This is a genomic window from Catenulispora pinisilvae, from assembly GCF_015356865.1.
Lineage (GTDB): Bacteria > Actinomycetota > Actinomycetes > Streptomycetales > Catenulisporaceae > Catenulispora > Catenulispora pinisilvae.
Window position 1 is genome coordinate 1 of record NZ_JAAFZA010000138.1, and the last position, 16624, is coordinate 16624.

Annotated in this window: 16 protein-coding genes; 5 read left to right on the forward strand and 11 right to left on the reverse strand. The window is 71.3% G+C overall.

Translation table 11 applies throughout. The features are described 5' to 3' along the window. Positions 1 to 4: 4 nt before the first annotated feature. The 7 genes from IZR01_RS30725 to IZR01_RS30755 all read right to left on the reverse strand — a co-directional run bounded on the left by IZR01_RS30725 (position 5) and on the right by IZR01_RS30755 (position 8657). Entirely contained in the window at positions 5 to 826 is an 822-nt protein-coding gene (locus IZR01_RS30725) for a shikimate dehydrogenase (protein ID WP_194925920.1), read from the reverse strand. Positions 827 to 850: 24 nt separating this feature from the next. After that, positions 851 to 2893: an endolytic transglycosylase MltG gene (locus IZR01_RS30730; RefSeq protein WP_194925915.1), complete on the reverse strand. Its 2043-nt coding sequence runs from the start codon at positions 2891 to 2893 to the stop codon at positions 851 to 853. Then, complete coding sequence (gene ruvX / locus IZR01_RS30735) at positions 2890 to 3408, reverse strand: Holliday junction resolvase RuvX (protein WP_228554896.1); 519 nt, start codon at positions 3406 to 3408, stop codon at positions 2890 to 2892. Before ruvX ends, IZR01_RS30730 begins: the two co-directional genes overlap by 4 nt. A 199-nt stretch (positions 3409 to 3607) precedes the next feature. Continuing rightward, positions 3608 to 6277, reverse strand: a complete 2670-nt coding sequence (gene alaS, locus IZR01_RS30740; RefSeq protein WP_194925916.1) for an alanine--tRNA ligase — start codon at positions 6275 to 6277, stop codon at positions 3608 to 3610. A 131-nt stretch (positions 6278 to 6408) separates the two neighbouring features. Then, complete coding sequence (locus tag IZR01_RS30745; RefSeq protein ID WP_194895523.1) at positions 6409 to 6705, reverse strand: hypothetical protein; 297 nt, start codon at positions 6703 to 6705, stop codon at positions 6409 to 6411. A gap of 7 nt (positions 6706 to 6712) precedes the next feature. After that, positions 6713 to 7138 carry a DUF948 domain-containing protein gene (locus IZR01_RS30750; RefSeq protein WP_194895522.1) on the reverse strand — a complete coding sequence of 142 codons (426 nt, stop codon included), beginning with the start codon at positions 7136 to 7138 and terminating at the stop codon, positions 6713 to 6715. A 139-nt stretch (positions 7139 to 7277) separates the two neighbouring features. Beyond that, positions 7278 to 8657: a replication-associated recombination protein A gene (locus tag IZR01_RS30755; protein ID WP_194895521.1), complete on the reverse strand. Its 1380-nt coding sequence runs from the start codon at positions 8655 to 8657 to the stop codon at positions 7278 to 7280. A 90-nt stretch (positions 8658 to 8747) separates the two neighbouring features. Between IZR01_RS30755 and IZR01_RS30760 the strand changes: the two genes are divergently transcribed. From IZR01_RS30760 to IZR01_RS30775, 4 genes are all read left to right on the forward strand, one after another. Beyond that, positions 8748 to 9533: a GNAT family N-acetyltransferase gene (locus tag IZR01_RS30760; protein ID WP_194925917.1), complete on the forward strand. Its 786-nt coding sequence runs from the start codon at positions 8748 to 8750 to the stop codon at positions 9531 to 9533. Next, a complete protein-coding gene (locus tag IZR01_RS30765) occupies positions 9530 to 10201 on the forward strand; it encodes an ABC transporter ATP-binding protein (RefSeq protein WP_194895519.1) in 672 nt (223 codons plus the stop codon). The genes IZR01_RS30760 and IZR01_RS30765 overlap by 4 nt, the downstream gene beginning before the upstream one ends. A gap of 111 nt (positions 10202 to 10312) precedes the next feature. Next, positions 10313 to 11074 (forward strand): ABC transporter permease, encoded by a 762-nt coding sequence (locus IZR01_RS30770; protein WP_194895518.1) that lies wholly within the window; start codon positions 10313 to 10315, stop codon positions 11072 to 11074. 190 nt (positions 11075 to 11264) lie between these two features. Beyond that, complete coding sequence (locus IZR01_RS30775; RefSeq protein WP_194895517.1) at positions 11265 to 11891, forward strand: hypothetical protein; 627 nt, start codon at positions 11265 to 11267, stop codon at positions 11889 to 11891. A gap of 30 nt (positions 11892 to 11921) precedes the next feature. Here IZR01_RS30775 and IZR01_RS30780 read toward each other — a convergent pair whose 3' ends face one another. Next, on the reverse strand, positions 11922 to 12494 hold the full coding sequence (locus IZR01_RS30780; RefSeq protein WP_194895516.1) for a GNAT family N-acetyltransferase: 573 nt from the start codon (positions 12492 to 12494) through the stop codon (positions 11922 to 11924). 25 nt (positions 12495 to 12519) lie between these two features. Continuing rightward, on the reverse strand, positions 12520 to 14040 hold the full coding sequence (yczR, locus tag IZR01_RS30785) for a MocR-like transcription factor YczR (protein ID WP_194895515.1): 1521 nt from the start codon (positions 14038 to 14040) through the stop codon (positions 12520 to 12522). A 152-nt stretch (positions 14041 to 14192) separates the two neighbouring features. Here yczR and yczE point away from each other — a divergent pair, with 152 nt between their 5' ends. Further along, a complete protein-coding gene (gene yczE, locus IZR01_RS30790) occupies positions 14193 to 15020 on the forward strand; it encodes a membrane protein YczE (RefSeq protein WP_194895514.1) in 828 nt (275 codons plus the stop codon). 293 nt (positions 15021 to 15313) lie between these two features. On the opposite strand, the gene IZR01_RS30795 is transcribed toward yczE, so the two are convergent. Next, a complete protein-coding gene (locus IZR01_RS30795) occupies positions 15314 to 15784 on the reverse strand; it encodes a pyridoxamine 5'-phosphate oxidase family protein (RefSeq protein WP_194895513.1) in 471 nt (156 codons plus the stop codon). 28 nt (positions 15785 to 15812) lie between these two features. Then, a complete protein-coding gene (locus IZR01_RS30800) occupies positions 15813 to 16571 on the reverse strand; it encodes an SseB family protein (protein ID WP_194895512.1) in 759 nt (252 codons plus the stop codon). Between the last annotated feature and the right edge of the window lie 53 nt (positions 16572 to 16624).

Here is a 16624-nt window from a genome sequence, read left to right on the forward strand (position 1 = left end):
CCAATCACCGCCCCCCAAGCGCCGCCTCCCCAGCAGCCCGCATAGCGGCCACCGGCGCCGGCACCCGCCCCGTCATCAGCTCCACCTGCAACACCGCCTGGTGCACCAGCAGATCCAAGCCGCCCAGCACCGCTCCCCCGCGCGCCGACCAGGCGGCGGCCAGGGGGGTCGGCCATGGGTGGTAGAGCACGTCGAACAGCGTTCCCGGGGTTGCCGGGACCGCCGTCGCGAGTTCGTCGGTGGCGCCTGCGGGTGTGGTGCTGATGACGAGTTCGCGCTCGAAGGCCGCCGTGGCGTCGGCCCAGTCGCGGATCCGCACCGTGGTGCCGACCGCGTCGGCGATCGCGTGCACCTCGGCGTCGCGCGCGCGGTTGCGGATGTAGACCTCGACCTCGCCCGAGGTGATACCTGACAACGCCGACAGCGCTGACGACGCCGTCGCCCCCGCCCCGAGCACCGCTGCCGACGCCGCCTGGCTGACACCGCGCTCGGCGAGTGCGTTGACCAGGCCTGGGATGTCGGTGTTGGTGCCGGTGCGTGAGCCGTCCTCGGCGAACAGCACCGTGTTCACCGCGTCCACCGCCCGGGCCGTGGCGCTGACTTCGTCCAGCAGCGGGATCACCGCGCGCTTGAGCGGCATGGTCAGGGACAGGCCGACCCAGGAGGCGTCGAGCCCGGACAGGAAGTCCGGGAGCGACGCCTCGTCGACCTGGTGCGCGTCGTAGGACCAGTCGGTCAGGCCGAGGGCGGCGTACGCGGCGCGGTGCAGGACCGGGGACAGTGAGTGCGCGATCGGGCTGCCGAGGACGGCGGCGTGGCGGGTCAGGTCGGGTTCCTCACTTCACGTTCCTCACTTCACGTTGCAGGCGTTCTTGAACGCCGACGACTCGCTCTTCTCGAAGAAGGTCGTGCCCGTGGGCGTGACGCACCAGTAGTAGACGCTGTCGTGGGTCGGTGTCAGCGCGGACTTGATCATGTCGTCCGAGGTGTCGTAGACCGGGGTCGGCGGCAGGCCGTGGTGCGGGGCGTAGGTCGAGTACGGGTTGTTCGGGTCCTGGACCTGCGCCGCGTTGGGGAGCTTCCCGCCGGGCAGGTGCCCGATGAAGTACAGCGCGGTCGAGTCGACGCCCAGGTAGTCGTTGTCCTTCAGGCGGGTGTAGACGCCCTCGGCGACCTTCTGGCCGTCGCCGGGGTCGGTGACCTCGCCCTCGGCGATGGAGCCGACGGTGAGCACCTGCTCCGGCGTGCACTTGGTAGTGCCGCAGGTCAGCTGCGCGGCCTTGGCCGTGAAGTTGATGCTGTTCAGGAACGTCATCCGGTTCGCGACCATCTGTTTGAGCACGCTCGCGGGGTTGTCACTCGACGTCAGCGAGTACGTCCCCGGCTCCAGCATGCCCTCGATCGTGAACTTGTGGGTGGTGGAGTCCACCGACCACGCGGGCAGGCCGATCGTGTTGGTGGAGATCGCGGTGTCGAAGTCGGCCTGCTTCCACTTGCGCTTGTCGATCAGGCTGGCGATGACGTCCTTGCCCCATTCGTGGGACTGCACGATTATCTGCGAGGCGTCGGACAGGTTCGACTTCTTCAACAGCTCCAGGACCGCGTTGTCGCCGGAGATCTGCGGGCAGATCGTGTAGGTACCGGCGATGATGCCGGTGGAGCCCTGGTTCTGGTTGGCCGCGTTGACGTACGCCCGGGCGCTCTTGACCACGCCGGAGGTGTACAACGCATCAGCTATCTGCTGACCGGTGGCGCCACGCGGGACGTCGACCGGGACCTTCTGCGTCGGCTTACAGGTCGCCGCGGCCGTGTAGTCGGGGGCGGGACCGTACTTGCCCTTGTAGTACGAGTACCCGGCATACATGCAGCCGCTGAACAAACTCAGGATGCCGACCAGCACGAACAACGGCGCCCAGGCCCGCAACTTGCCGCCGCGACGCCGGGGGGCCTGGTCTTCGAAGAAGCCGTCCTCGTCGCCCCAGTCGCCGCCGCCCTGGTCGTAACCGCTGTCGTCGTATTCGTCCGCGGCGGCGCGGCCCCGTCCGCGACGGCCGCCGCCCCGGGTGCGGCCGCCACGGCCGCCCTCGTCCCAGCCGGCGCTGGCGTGCTCTGCGTAGCCCTGGTCGCCGGTGTCCGTACCGGTGTCGCCCCAGCCGTCGTCGACGTACGGTTCCGCCGCCGTCGTGGTAGCGCCGTAAGGGTCCTGCGGCTGCTGCGCGTAGGGGTCGATGACCTCGCTCTGCACGACCTTCGGGCCCGGGCGCGCCGCGCGCCGGCCGCCTCGTCCGGCAGCCGCCTCGGGCGGCGCGGCCTGCGGCTGGGCGTAGCCCTGCCCGGGCTGCTGGCCGTAGCCGGGCTGCTGATAGCCCTGCTGACCCGGCTGACCGTAGCCCTGCTGTTGTTGCGGTTGCTGCGGCTGCTGTGCTTGCTGCTGGCCGTACTGCGCCTGGCGCGGCATCTGCCCGTAGCCGCGCGTACCGCCACCCGGCTGCTGCGGCTGCTGGCCCTGCGGCGCTTGCTGCCCGTAGCCCTGCTGGCCCTGCTGGCCCGGCTGGCCCGGCTGCCCGTAGCCCGGCTGCTGGCCATAGCCCGGCTGCTGACCCGCCTGGCCCGGCTGACCCGCCTGGCTCGGCGGCTGCTGTTGCTGCCCCTGCTGGCCGTACCCCCGCTGACCGTAAGCACCCTGCTGTTGCTGCCCGTAACCCTGGCCCTGGCCCTGCTGCCCGTACGAACCCTGCTGCTGGCCGTAGGCGCGGTCATACCCGGATTGCTGCTGCTCCTGTTGGCCTTGCGACGGATCCTGCGCTTGTGGATCCGACGGCTGCGCATCGGCCCTGCGGCGGCCACGCCCCTGAGGCGCGTCGCCCCCGTATTGCCAATCGCCGTCGCTCATCGGTTGCCGTCCTCCAGCTGGACCATCGTGCCGGGCGGACGTCCGGACATCCGTTCGGCATCAAGTGCGTTCTGCAAGATAACCACGGCGGCCGCTTGGTCTACCACCGATCTGCCCTTCTTCGCCTTGACCCCCGAAGCTCGCAGGCCCTGCGTCGCGGTGACCGTGGACAACCGCTCGTCGACCAGGCGGACCGGCAGCCCGGAGCCCAGCCGGCGGACCAGATCGCGGGCGTAGCCGCGGATCTTGGCGGCGGCCGGACCCTCGCCGCCGGACAGCGAGCGCGGCAGTCCCACCACGACCTCGAAGGCCTCGTACTCGGCGGCCAGCGCGGCCAGCCGGTCCAGGGAGGCCCGGCGCGGCTCGGCCTTCACCGTCTCCACCGGAGTGGCCAGCAGGCCGTCGCGGTCGCAGGAGGCCACGCCGATCCGGACGGTGCCGACGTCGACCCCCAACCGGACGCCGCGGCGCATCTCGCGCTCCGGGGACGGTTCCGGGACCGATGACAGCTCCATGATCCGCCGTCCTCCTTCCGTCCGGGTACCGTCCACGCCAAGCCTGACGCGTCCGTGACCGTACCCGGTTCCGACCTCCGCTGTCGCCCCCGGCGTCGAAACCCGACGCGCCGGACACGATATGACAAACTACGAATCACTGTGCGTGATGGAGCCCGGGACCGGACTGCCGGTCCCGGGCCTGGGTCTGCGTCATTCCCTACGCGGCCACCTTCTCCGCCACCGCGCGGCCGACGCCCTCCAGCGCCGCCGGGATCGCCGTGACGTCGGTGCCGCCGCCCTGCGCCACGTCGTCCTTGCCGCCTCCGCCGCCGCCGAGCGTCTTGGCCGCCGAGCGCACCAGCTCGCCCGCCTTCAGGCCCAGGGCCCGCGAGCCCTCGTTGGTCGCGATGACCACCACCGGCCGCTCCCCCGCCGCGGCCGCCACCGCGACCACCGCGGGGCGCGAGCCGAGCCGGCCGCGCACGTCCAGCACCAGCTTGCGCAGGTCGTCCGCGGACGCCCCGTCCGGCGCCTGATGCGTGACCACCGCGACGCCGTGCACGTCGGTCGCGCCGTCCGCCAGCGAGCCCGCGATCTGGAGCAGCTGCCCCGCCTTGAGCGCGGAGATCTCCTTCTCCGCGTCCCGCAGCTTGGTCATGATGCCGCCGACCCGCTCGACCAGCTCCTCCGGCCGCGCCTTCACCACCTCGGCGAGCTGCGCCACCAGGACGTGCTCGCGCGCCAGGAAGTTGTACGCGTCCGTGCCGACCAGCGCCTCCACCCGCCGCACGCCGGAGCCGATCGAGGACTCGGACAGCAGCTTCACCAGGCCCAGGCGGCCGGTGGTGTCCACGTGCGTGCCGCCGCACAGCTCGTGCGACCACTCGCCGACCGAGACCACCCGGACCCGGTCGCCGTACTTCTCGCCGAACAGCGCCATCGCGCCCATCGCCTTGGCCTCGGGCTGGCTCATCACCTGCGCGGTGACCGACAGGTCGTCGATCAGCAGCTCGTTGACCCGCTGCTCGACGTCCGCCAGCACCGAGTGCGGCACCGCGCCCGGGGAGGCGAAGTCGAAGCGGAAACGGCCGGGGGAGTTCTCCGAACCCGCCTGGGTCGCGGTCTCGCCGAGCAGTTCGCGGAACGCCTTGTGCACCATGTGGGTCGCGGTGTGGGAACGCGAGATCGCGCCGCGGCGCGCCACGTCCACCTCGCCCCACGCCTCGGTGCCCAGCAGCACCTCGCCGTCGCGCACGATCGCCCGGTGCGCGATCAGGTCGCCGACCGGCTTCTGCACGTCCACGACCTCGGCCAGCGCACCGTTGCCGAGCCGGATCAGGCCGTGGTCCGCGAGCTGGCCGCCGCCCTCGGCGTAGAAGGGGGTGCGGTCCAGGACCAGCTCCACCTCATCGCCCGGCTTAGCCGAGCTGCCGACCTGGCCGTTGACCAGCATCGCCTTGAGCGTGCCCTCGGAGGAGACCTCGTGGTAGCCGGTGAACGCCGACGGGCCCGCCGCGTCCAGCAGCTCCCGGTACGCAGACATGTCCGCATGGCCGGTCTTCTTCGCCCGCGCGTCCGCCTTCGCCTGGTCCCTCTGTTCCTTCATCAGGCGGCGGAAACCCTCTTCGTCGACCGTCAGCCCCGCCTCGGACGCCATCTCCAGGGTCAGGTCGATCGGGAAGCCGAAGGTGTCGTGCAGCTTGAACGCCTGGCCGCCGGAGAACACGGTGCTGCCGGAGGCCTTCGTCTCATCCGCGACGGTCTCGAACATCGCCGAGCCGGTGCGCAGGGTCTGGAGGAAAGAGGTCTCCTCCGCGACCGCGACCGCGACGATGCGCGAGGAGTCCGCGATCAGTTCCGGGTAGGACTCGCCCATCGCCCCGATGGTGGTCTCGACCAGATCCTTCATGGTCGCGCCGTGCGCGCCGAGCAGCCGCATATTGCGGATCGCGCGGCGCATCAGGCGGCGCAGCACGTAGCCGCGGCCCTCGTTGCCCGGCGTGATGCCGTCGCCGATCATCATCGTCGCGGCCTTCACGTGGTCGGTGACCACTCGCAGCGAGATGTCGTTCTTGGTCTGCGCGCCGTAACCGACGCCCGCGATCGACGCCGCCTTGTCCAGGATCGCCCGCGAGGTGTCGATCTCGTAGAGGTTGTTGACGCCCTGCAGGATGGTCGCCAGCCGCTCCAGGCCCAGGCCGGTGTCGATGGACTTGCTGGGCAGCTCGCCGAGGATCGGGAAGCCGCCCTTGTCACCGCCGGCGCCGCGCTCGAACTGCATGAAGACCAGGTTCCAGAACTCCATGTAGCGCTCGTCGTTCACCGCGGGCCCGCCGGGCTCGCCGAACTCCGGGCCGCGGTCGTAGAAGAGCTCCGAGCACGGGCCGCAGGGCCCGGGCACGCCCATCGACCAGTAGTTCTCCTTCATCCCGAGGCGCTGGATGCGCTCGGCCGGGAAGCCCGCCTTCTTCCAGATCTCCTCGGCCTCGTCGTCGTCGAGGTAGACGGTGACCCAGATCTTGTCCGGGTCCAGGCCGAACCCGCCCTGCTCGACCGGCGTGGTGCACAGCTCCCACGCCATCGGGATGGCGGTCTCCTTGAAGTAGTCGCCGAAGGAGAAGTTGCCGCACATCTGGAAGAACGAGCCGTGCCGGGTGGTCTTGCCGACCTCCTCGATATCCAGCGTGCGCACGCACTTCTGGATCGAGGTCGCGCGCGGCCAGGGCGCCTGCTGCTCACCGAGGAAGTACGGCTTGAACGGGGCCATGCCCGCGATGATGAGCAGGGTGGTGGGGTCGTTCGAGATGAGCGACGCCGAGGGGACGACGGTGTGGCCCTTCTTCTGGAAGAAGTCGAGCCAGCGGCGGTGGATCTCCGCGGATTCCATGAGCTTGTCAGCCTTCTTGGGAATGCGGCGCGCGTCGGGGCTGTGTTCATATAAACCAGGACCCTGGCGCCGCGCGTGACGGGGCGTCGGGTGGGCCGGGTCGGCCAGGATCAGGGCGGCGACGACCGGCCCTAGATAGCTCGCGCCTCCTTGGAGGAACCGTCACCCTTCTTCGGGTCGTCGTCCGCGGGCACATCGATGCCCAGCGCGACGTTCAGCTCCTCCTCGCGGTCGTGCGCCCGCTCGCGCACGTCCTCGAAGAACTCCTTGACCGAGTCCAGCAGGCCACCGCCGGAGACCGCCGCCCGGTCCGCGAGGCCCGCGGGGGTCAGCTCCTTCGCGGTCGCGGTCAGCTTGCGGAAGACCAGCACACCCGCGGTCGCGCCCATGGACACCCAGAAGAGGCGGCGCACAGTTCCAGTGAACATCAGTCCGTCAGCCCTTCTTCTTGTCCGCGCGGCGGGCCTTGCGGTCCGCCTTCAGCTCGGCCTTGACCCGCTTGGCCACGTCCTCATTCTTGCGCGAAGTGATGGCCGCGCGCACCCCATAACTGAACGAGGCCACCTTCACCAGCGGTCCGCCGATCGCCGAGGTGGCGGTGGAGACCAGCCCGGAGACGTTCTTCGACATCGTCTCGACGTTGTCGGTGATGGCGTCGACCTTGACCAGCTGGGCGTTGCCGTTCTTGACCGTGTCGGTGATCTCGTTCAGGAGCGGGACGGTCTCCTGGGTGATGCCGGCGACCAACTTGGTCGTCTCCTTCAGCACTTCGGCCACCCGAACCAGGACGAAGGCGAAGAAGAGCACTCCGATCGCGAAGAAGATCGCGAAGATCAGTCCGACAATCGCGCCAGCGGACACCAGGGACTCCCTGAGTTGTTATTGGTATTGACGACGCTCTGTATGAGCAATACACAGTGTTTGAGTTTGAGGACAGCACCTTATCGCGCGGCGAGGGGTGTCAAGCACGGGGCTCGGCGGCATTGGGCCGTCCGGCGTGTCAGGAGGCTCCCGGGTCCGCGTCGGGCGCGGAGCCGTCCAGCAAGGCTCTGACACGCTCGTAGACGTCGGAGTAGCGGGCCTCGGCGCCGTGCCGGGTGGGTTCGTAGTAACGCCGGTCCTTCACGGCGTCCGGCGCGTACTGCTGCGCGGCCACGCCGCCGGGGACGTCGTGGGCGTAGATGTAGTCCTGGCCGTGGCCCAGGGACTGGGCCCCGGAGTAATGAGCGTCACGCAGATGCGGCGGCACCGGACCGGCCAGCCCCTTGTGCACGTCCTCCAGCGCCGCGCCGATGGCCTTCACCGCGGAATTGGACTTCGGGGCCAGCGCCAGGTGGAGCACCGCGTGCGCCAGCGTGATCTGCGCCTCGGGCCAGCCGATGAAGGACACGGCCTGCATCGCGGCCACCGCGACCTGCAGCGAGCTGGGGTCGGCCAGGCCGATGTCCTCGCTGGCCGAGATCACCAGGCGGCGGGCGATGAAGCGCGGGTCCTCCCCGGCGTCGACCATGCGGGCCAGGTAGTGCAGCGCGGCGTCCGCGTCGCTGCCGCGCACCGACTTGATGAAGGCGCTGGCGACGTCGTAGTGCTGGTCGCCGTCCCGGTCGTAGCGGACCGCGGCCCGGTCGACCGCCTGCTCCAGGATGTCCAGGGCGAGCTCGGCCGGAGCCGCGCCCCCGGCCGCCGCGAGCGCCCCGGCCGCCCCGGCTTCCAGTGCGGTCAGCGCCCGGCGGGCGTCGCCGCCGGCGATGCGCAGCAGGTGGGCCTCGGCGTCCTCGGGCAGCGTGACCTTGCCGCCCAGGCCGCGCTCGTCCTCGACGGCGCGGTGGATCACCTCGCGGATGTCGTCCTCGGTGAGCGGCTGGAGGGTCAGCAGCAGCGAGCGGGACAGCAGCGGGCTGATGATCGAGAAGTGCGGGTTCTCCGTGGTCGCGGCCACCAGCGTGACCCAGCGGTTCTCGACCGCGGGCAGCAGCGAGTCCTGCTGGGCCTTGGAGAAGCGGTGGATCTCGTCCAGGAACAGCAGGGTCTCGCGGCCGTACATGCCCAGCTCCCGCTTCGCGCGGTCCACCACGGCCCGGACCTCCTTGACGCCCGCGTTGATCGCGGACAGCTCGGCGAAGGTGCGGTCGGTGGCGTTGGCCAGCACGTAGGCCAGGGTGGTCTTGCCGGTGCCGGGCGGGCCCCAGAGCAGGATCGAGGACGGCACGGTGACGCCGTCGGCGGCCTGGACCAGCCGCCACAGCGGGGAACCGGCTCGGAGCAGGTGTTTCTGCCCGACGATCTCGTCCAGGGTCCGAGGCCGCATGCGTACCGCGAGCGGGGCCGCCGTCCTGGCCTTCTCGGTGCCCGCCTCCTCGAACAAGTCCAGCTGCTCCACGTCACGACCTTAGCGCCCCGGGCTGACAGAGCCGTCCGTCGGACAGTCCGTCCCAGCCGTTCGTCACAGCCGTCCGTCACAATGATCGCCATGACGGAACCAGTGATACGGCGCCTGGAGTCGGCCGAGGAGTTGTTCGCGGCCGCCGGGGGCGACTACCTGCTGCGCTCCGACGCCGCCCCGGAGGAGTCGCTGGAACAACAGGGCGTGGCCTGGGCCGCCGCCGACGGCGGCTTCGCCTTCGGCGGCTCGCAGGACGCCCCCGGCCTGGTCGACTGGCTGACCGCGGTCGGGACGCCGGAGACGGCCGGCGCGCTGCTGCGGCACGCGCTGGAGGCGCTGCCGCGGCGGCCGTACGGCTTCAGCCTGCCGCGGGGCACGGACCTGGGGGCGCTCGACTTCTCGGAGCCGGAGACGTGGGACTTCATGGCCTTCGACCCGGCCTGGGGCGTCGAGCTGCCGACGCTGCCCGGCGAGGCGCGCGTCACCGAGCTGCCGCCGTCCCCCGAGGCCGACGCCGAGATCAGCGGCTTCCTGAAGGTCGCGAACCCCTCGCACTCGGCCAAGCCGGGCTGGGACGCGATCCAGACGTGGGGCGTGGTGCGGGACGCCGAGGGGGCGCTGCTGGCGTGCGGGGCGTATTGCCGACGCGACGGCGGCAACGGGTACCTGGCGTCCATCGGGACCCGGCCCGACACCCGCGGCCAAGGCCTCGGCGCTGCCGTGTCGGCCTGGCTGACCCGCCGATCGCTGGCGAACAGCGACAACTTCTGCGCCCTCGGCCACTGGCACCCGAACGAGCCGGCGCGGCGGATCTACGCGCGCCTCGGATTCCGCACGACGCACCGGATGATGAGCGGGAGGTTCCCTGCGTGAGCCGCTTCGACCTGCGCGAGGTGTGTGTCCGCCGCGAGGGGCACCTGATCATCGACCGGGTGACGGCCACCATCGCCCCCGGCCGCTGCACCGCCCTGGTAGGCCCCAGCGGCGCGGGCAAGACGACGCTGCTGCGGCTGTTCAACCGGCTCGACGACCCGAGCACCGGCACCGTGCTGCTGGACGGGGCGCCGCTGGACACGCTGGACGTGCTGGCGCTACGCCGCCGGGTGGGGCTGGTCGGCCAGCGTCCGGTGCTGGTTTCCGCGTCGGTGCGGGAGGAACTGCGGGTCGGCGCGCCCCACCTGACCGACGACGAGGCGCTGGGCCTGCTCAAGCGGGTCGGACTGCCGGCGGAGTTCCACGAGCGGCCGACCGAGGGCCTGTCAGGGGGCGAAGGCCAGCGGGTATGCCTGGCCCGCACACTCGCGGTCGGACCGGAGGTCCTGCTGCTGGACGAGCCGACCTCGGCCCTGGACCCGGAGGCCGCGGCCGCGGTGGAAGACACGCTGTGCGCCCTGCTGAGCGGCGGGCTGACGGCGATCTTGGTCAGCCACAGCGCGGCGCAGGTGCAGCGGATGGCCGACGACGCGCTGGTGCTGCGCAAGGGGCAGCTGGTGGAGAGCGGGCCGGTCGCCGGGGTGCGGTATGTGAACGGGGGCGGGTGAGCGCTGGCAGGTGAGCGCTGTCGGCAGCGGATTCACCCGAGCCGGTGCCGCTCGCGCGGATGATCCGGCCGCGCCAGTCACCTCCAGCCGCGCGGCGCCTAAACTCGCGGCATGAGCAGCCCCGCGGTACCGGAATGGACCGGCGTAGCCCTGTCCGTCAGCCTCGTCGGCCTGGCCGTGCTCATCGCCTGGCGCCAGCGCCTGGGCCTGGCGCGCGAGATCGTGATCGCCGGCGTGCGGGCCGGGGTCCAGCTGTTCCTGGTCGGCGCGGTGCTGCTGTTCCTGTTCAAGCACGCGGGCCTGCCCGGCGGGTTCGCGTGGCTGGCGGTCATGGTGGTCATCGCCGGGCAGGTGGCGGGGCGGCGGGGCAAAGGGCTGCGGCACTCCCGTTACGTCGCCACCGCCGCCGTGGCGATCGCCGCCGCGGTGACCATGGGCGTGCTGATGGCGTTCGGCGTCATCCAGACCACGCCGCGGGTGGTGGTGCCGGTCGGCGGGATGGTGGTCAGCGGGTCGATGGCGGCCACCGGGGTCACCCTGTCGCGGATGGTGGCCGAGGTGCGGGGGCAGCGGGCGGCCATCGAGGCCCGGTTGTCGCTCGGGCTGAGCGCGGCCGCGGCCTTCGCGCCGCATCGCAGGGAGCTGTTGCGGACCGCCTTGATCCCGACGCTGGACTCCACGAAGGTCGTCGGCCTGATCAGTCTGCCCGGGGCGATGACCGGGCTGATCCTGGCCGGAGTGTCACCGGAAGTGGCGATCCGGTATCAGATCGTGGTGATGTACATGCTGCTGGCCGCCGCGGTGATGGCCGCGTTGGCCGCCGCGGAGCTGGGGCAGCGGATGCTGTTCACGGCCGCACAACAGCTGAGGTGAGGATTTCGAGGTCGGACGGGCGACCCGTCGAATCCGGAATGCCATCGTGACCCGATCGTGTGACTGGGCCATAACCCCCTGCTCAGCCGCGATGCGGACAGCCGCGTCCGCCCCTTGAACACTGTCTGATGCTCAATAGCGGCCGTCCGTTAATCGCACTCTCAGGCTGGTATGCCTAAGCTCCACTCCCATGACTACGCCAAGCACCGACAGCGTCGACGCCACCGACGAGGCGGTCCTCGAGGCCGAGACCGAGACCGCAGCCGTTCCGGCAGCCGACAAGACCGCCTCCGCCTCCGTGGCGGACGACATCGCGCCCGACGAGATCGTCCCGGAGCTCGTCGAGGACGAGGACGACTACCTCGACGACGCCGACCTGGCCCTGGAGACCGAGCGCGCCAGCTCCGGCATCGCCACCGGCGCGGCCGCCATCGTGGCCGCCGGCCTGGCCCTGACCTCGATGGGCGGCAGCTGGCTGGGCGACGTCCTGGCCCAGCGGCAGACGCTGATCGGCAACATCAACACCGCCAACTCGGCCGCCGACGCGATCATCAAGCAGCGCTACACCGAGCCCTGGCACAAGACCGCGCTGGTCGGCATCTGGTTCGCCGTGGCGGCCATGCTGGTCGCCGCCGGGACCCTGTTCGTCGGCGAGTTCTTCGCCAAGCGCCCGGCCCCGACCTGGGTCCGCGCCCTGACCTGGGGCGCCCTGGCGCTCGGCATCGTCGGGCTGGGGGTGTCGGCGGCGATGTACTTCGACGTCTTCACCGGGACCATCTCGGTGCCGGCCGGCTCGGCCAGCACCGGCGGGCAGTAACGGCACCGCGCCCGCCCGCACCTCGCCGCCCTACCGCCGCGCCCACTGCTCAGCGGTCAGCTCGTAGCGAACTTCCCCGTGCTCGGAGCCCTCGATCGGCTCCAGCTCGGGGAAGAACGTGTCCACGTGCGTCATCCCCAGCTTCTCCATGACGTTGCGCGATCCGCGGTTCACGAACATCGTGTCGGCCCACACGAGCCGCACCCCGAGCTCGGTGAACGCCTTGCGCAGCAACGCCTGCGACCCCTCGGTCGCGTACCCCTTCCCCCACGCCGCCCGCCGCAGCCGGTACCCGAGCTCGACCTCGTCCAGCGGCCCCTCGGCCTTCGGCCGCAGGATGAACCAGCCGATGAACGCACCGCCCGGCTTCTCGTGCGCGGCGAACAGGCCGAGCTTGTAGTCCCACTTCTCCAGCCCCGCGAGGATCCGCGGCAGGACCCGCTCCCGGACCTCCTCCGGCGGCGTCGGCTTCCCGCCGGTCAGGTAGCGCATCACCGCCGGGTCGCTGTCCAGCTCGATCAGCAGCTCGGCGTCGTCGGCAGTGAACCGGCGCAGGAACAGGCGCTCGGTCTCCAGATAGGTATCCGCGTCGTAGGTATCCACGTCCCCGATCTTCGCCGAAAGCGCCTCAGGCCACCCAGCGGTTTTCCTCCGGCACCGGCGGCAGCGCCGCCTCGCACCGGAACGCCGCGGCCAGCCGCCGCACCGCGTCGCGCAGCGTCTGCTCCGGCAGCGTGAAGGGGATCCGCACCCGGTTCTCGAACGTCCCGGGGTCCACGCCGAACTGCGGTCCGCCGACCAGCCGGACCCCGAAGGCCGCGGCCCGGTCGGCCAGCTCCGAGGAAGACGGCTCGCCCAGGTCCACCCACAGCGACAGCCCGCCCGAGGGCCGGCGCCACGACCATCCCGGCAGCTCCGCGGCCAGCGCCGCCTCCAGCGCGGCCCGCTGCCGCCGCAACAGCTCCCGCCGCTGCTCGACGAACCCCCAGCCGCGCCGCAGCAGGGCCACGGCGATGATCTGGTCCAGCACCGAACCCGCCATGTCCGTGGCCATCCGCTGGCCGGCCAGCTCGGTGGCCATCCGCGGGGTGGTCCGGATCCAGCCGATCCGCAGGCCGCCCCAGTGGCTCTTGGACATCGACCCGACGCTGATCACCTGCTCGGCCGCCGCGCGCGAGACCGAGGCCGGGAACGGCGCCGGGGCCGGGACGTCCAGGGCCATGTCGGAGACGGTCTCGTCGTTGATGATCCAGGTCCCCGCGGCCCGCGCCGCGTCGGCGGCCTCGGCCCGGCGCTCGGCGGACATCAGCGTGCCGGTCGGGTTCTGGAAGTCCGGGATCAGATAGGCCACCCGCGGCGCCGCCTGCCGCAGCTGCGCGGCCAGCACGTCGGATTCGATGCCGTCCTCGCCGACCGGCACCGGCACCGGCCGCAGCCGGGCCCGGCGCATGGCCTCGACGCTGTTCGGATAGGTCGGGCTCTCCACCACGACCCGGTCCCCCGGTCCGCACAACAGCCCCAGCGCCAGCACGTTCCCGTGCTGCGCCCCGGAGGTGATGACGATCTGGTCCGGGGTGGTCGGCAGGCCGCGCTGGACGTAGCGCTCGGCCACCAGCTCGCGCAGCTCCGGCCAGCCGGCGTGGTAGTAGCCGGGATCCGCGGTGAGCTCGGCGATCCTGGGCCCGACCTCGGCCAACACCTCGGCGATCAGCGCGCCGGGCATGCCGAACGAGGCGCAGGACAGGTCGATGGCCACGTCCGCGGCGCCGGGCTGGGCCGCCATCAGCCAGCCGCCGGAGACGTTCGGACCGGAGCCCGGCGGCAGGGTGGTCCAGGTGCCCGAACCGCGCCGGCTCTCCAGGAACCCGTCCTCGCGCAACAGGTCGTAGGCGGCGGTGACGGTGGTCCGGCTCATGCCCAGGGCCGCGGCCAGGTCGCGTTCGGCCGGCACCCGGGTCCGCAGCGCGATGCGGCCGTCCAGGATCAGGCCCCGGACAGTGTGCGCGAGCGCGCGGTAGGCCGGGCGGCGATCCGGCTCGGCGGCCGGGCCGGCCGCGCCGCCCAGATGCGCGACCTCCCGGATCAGCCGGGCCAGGCGGGTGCTGCCCACCGAGCGGTCGGTCGTCACGAGGTCCAGCGGAGCAGCCATGCCACCCTCCCTAGATTGGCCCTACATCTTCAGGCCACTTGACCCCCATCCTGATGGAAGTGGCCCGCAAGGGCAATCCGCACGGACCACTTCGACCGATTCGGCGACCGATTCCCGCCGACCCCGGCCCGGGACCGACCCAGGAGGCCAGCATGACCAGCACGGCACCAGCGGACCGCGGGTACACCTCCGCTCCTGTGGCGGGCGACCGAGCCGAACGCGCCATGCTCGGCCGGCACGAGCAGCGGATCGCCGCACCCCTGCCGGTCGGGGAACTCGTGCGGGCCGCATTGGCCTGGTTCTCGGCCCTGATCCCGCGCGACCGCCGCGCGCACCGCATGGTCCAGCTCCAGCTCGGGCTGGTCCTCTACGGCCTCAGCGACGGCATGATCCTGATGTCCGGGCTCGGCGCGAACCCGTGGGACGTGTTCCACCAGGGCCTGGCCAAGCACATCGGCCTGCCGGTCGGCACGACGGTGATCCTGGTCGGCGTGGCCGTCATGCTGCTGTGGATCCCGATCCGGCAGAAGCCCGGCTTCGGCACGCTGTGCAACGTGGTCGTGGTCGGCCTGGCGATGGACGCCGCGATGGCCTGGATGCCGACCCCGCACGTGGGGTGGCTGCGCTGGGGCGAGATGGCCGGCGGCATCGTCCTGAACGGCGTGGCGACCGGCGCCTACATCGGGGCCGGCATGGGCCCGGGCCCGCGCGACGGCGTGATGACCGGCTACGCGACCCGCGGCCGCTCGATCCGGGTGGTCCGCACCTCGATGGAGGTCACGGTCCTGGCCGTGGGCTGGCTGCTGGGCGGCACGGTCGGCATCGGGACGGCGGCCTACGCGCTGCTGATCGGGCCGCTGGCACACCGGTTCATCCCGCTGCTGACGATCAAGCCGAAGGACGATGGCGCGCAGCGGGCACCGAAGGCTGACAAGCCCCGCCGAGTGGCGGCCGGACACCTCGCATCAGAGAACTGCTAGGGCGTGTTTGAGAAGTCGGGTGGGTAGTGTCCCGCAGGTGATGAGCAGGTCGAGCGCGACGGCTCAGCGGCAAGCATGGCAAGACGGACGGCCTGCCTCATCCTGGTTGGCTGTGGCTGGTCGTCCGGCGCAGCCAGGCGCCGGACGATCAGGCGTCGCGCCCCGCCCGACTTCTCAAACACGCCCTAGCCGCCGGCCGGTGACCGCGACCTGCTGCCATTTCAGACTCCGGAGCACGTCTTCCTTGGTGGGGCCTTGGGGGACGTGCTCCGGTCTTTGCCTATCGGCGCGGATCAGCCGCCGCGCACCTTACTCGGCCTGATCCGTGTGGCCACCGAGTACTTGGCCAAGGCCTCGCCGACGCTCTTGCCGAAGTACCGCGCGGCCCGATCGGTGTATTTCGCGTTGTACGCCGGGACGTCGCCGGCTGCCGGATGCCCGTCCAGGATCTCCGCGTCGCCGGTGAAGACCGACACCTCCAGGTCGTGGACACCACCGTCGAAGTGCAGCGCCACGGTCGGCCGCTCCTTGAGCGAGCGCAGCCGGGCCGCGGTGTTCAGGTGGTAGATCAGGAAGCTGCCGTCCCCCCACTCGTCGTCCTCGTCCGGAGTCCACAGGAACCACACCGGGTTGGGCTGCGGGACACCGGCCGAGTTGACCGTGACCAGCCAGATGATCTCTTCCTCGGCCAGGCGGCGGCGGACCGCGCGGCCGAACTCGGTCGCCGGGTCCGGGAGGATGTGCGCGCGAGCGTGATCGTTCATGGAGTCACGATAACCACGCGATCGGCGACTACGCGATCAGCTTGAGGACGGCGCTGCACAGGTCCTGCGGCAGGATGAAGGAATCAGACTCCTTCATGTCCAGCACCACGCCGTCCACGCCGTCGTAGTCGGCCAGCTGGAACAGCGTCGCGGCGGGCATGTCCGCGGCGCCGGTGACGCCGGGATCGCGCTTCTGATGCTCCGCGTAGAGGTCGGGCGCGGTGAAGGCCATGACGTAGTTGCCCGGCGGCTTGTGCAAGGAGACGACGCGGGGCCGGCCGGTGTCGTCGACCGGGACCACGTAGTGCTGGAAGCCGGCCAGCCGCTCGCCGAGGTCCTCGGCGCTCTCGCTCAGCGACGTCTCGACCTCCAGCGCGCCGATCCAGCGCGCGAGGAAGTCCAGGACGGCGTCGTCGATCCCGACCGACCAGCCGTGCTCGGCCAGCCCGGCCGGGTTCACCTGGATCTCCGACACGGAGTTGCCGAGCGCGCCGAACAGCTCCACGCCGCGCACCGGGCCGCCGGCCGCGGCGAACGCCGAACCGGCCTCGATCGCGGCGGCCACCTGCTCGGCATCGGTGAACACCCACAGCCGGCCCGGAGCCGGCGCCTGGCCCAGGGCCGGTGTCGGGATCATGCTGTCGTAGACCTTGCGGTCTGGGAACACCTCACTGAGCCACAGCATCGGGGCGTACCAGCCGTCGTGGGCGAGCAGTGCGCGCACCACGTCGCTCTCCGACGCCTCACCGCGTGCGTAATCGGCCAGAACTCCGGTCACAGCAGCCATGCAGGCAAGTCAATCAAAGCTCGCCGACACAGGACAAGGGCGGGCCGGGATCG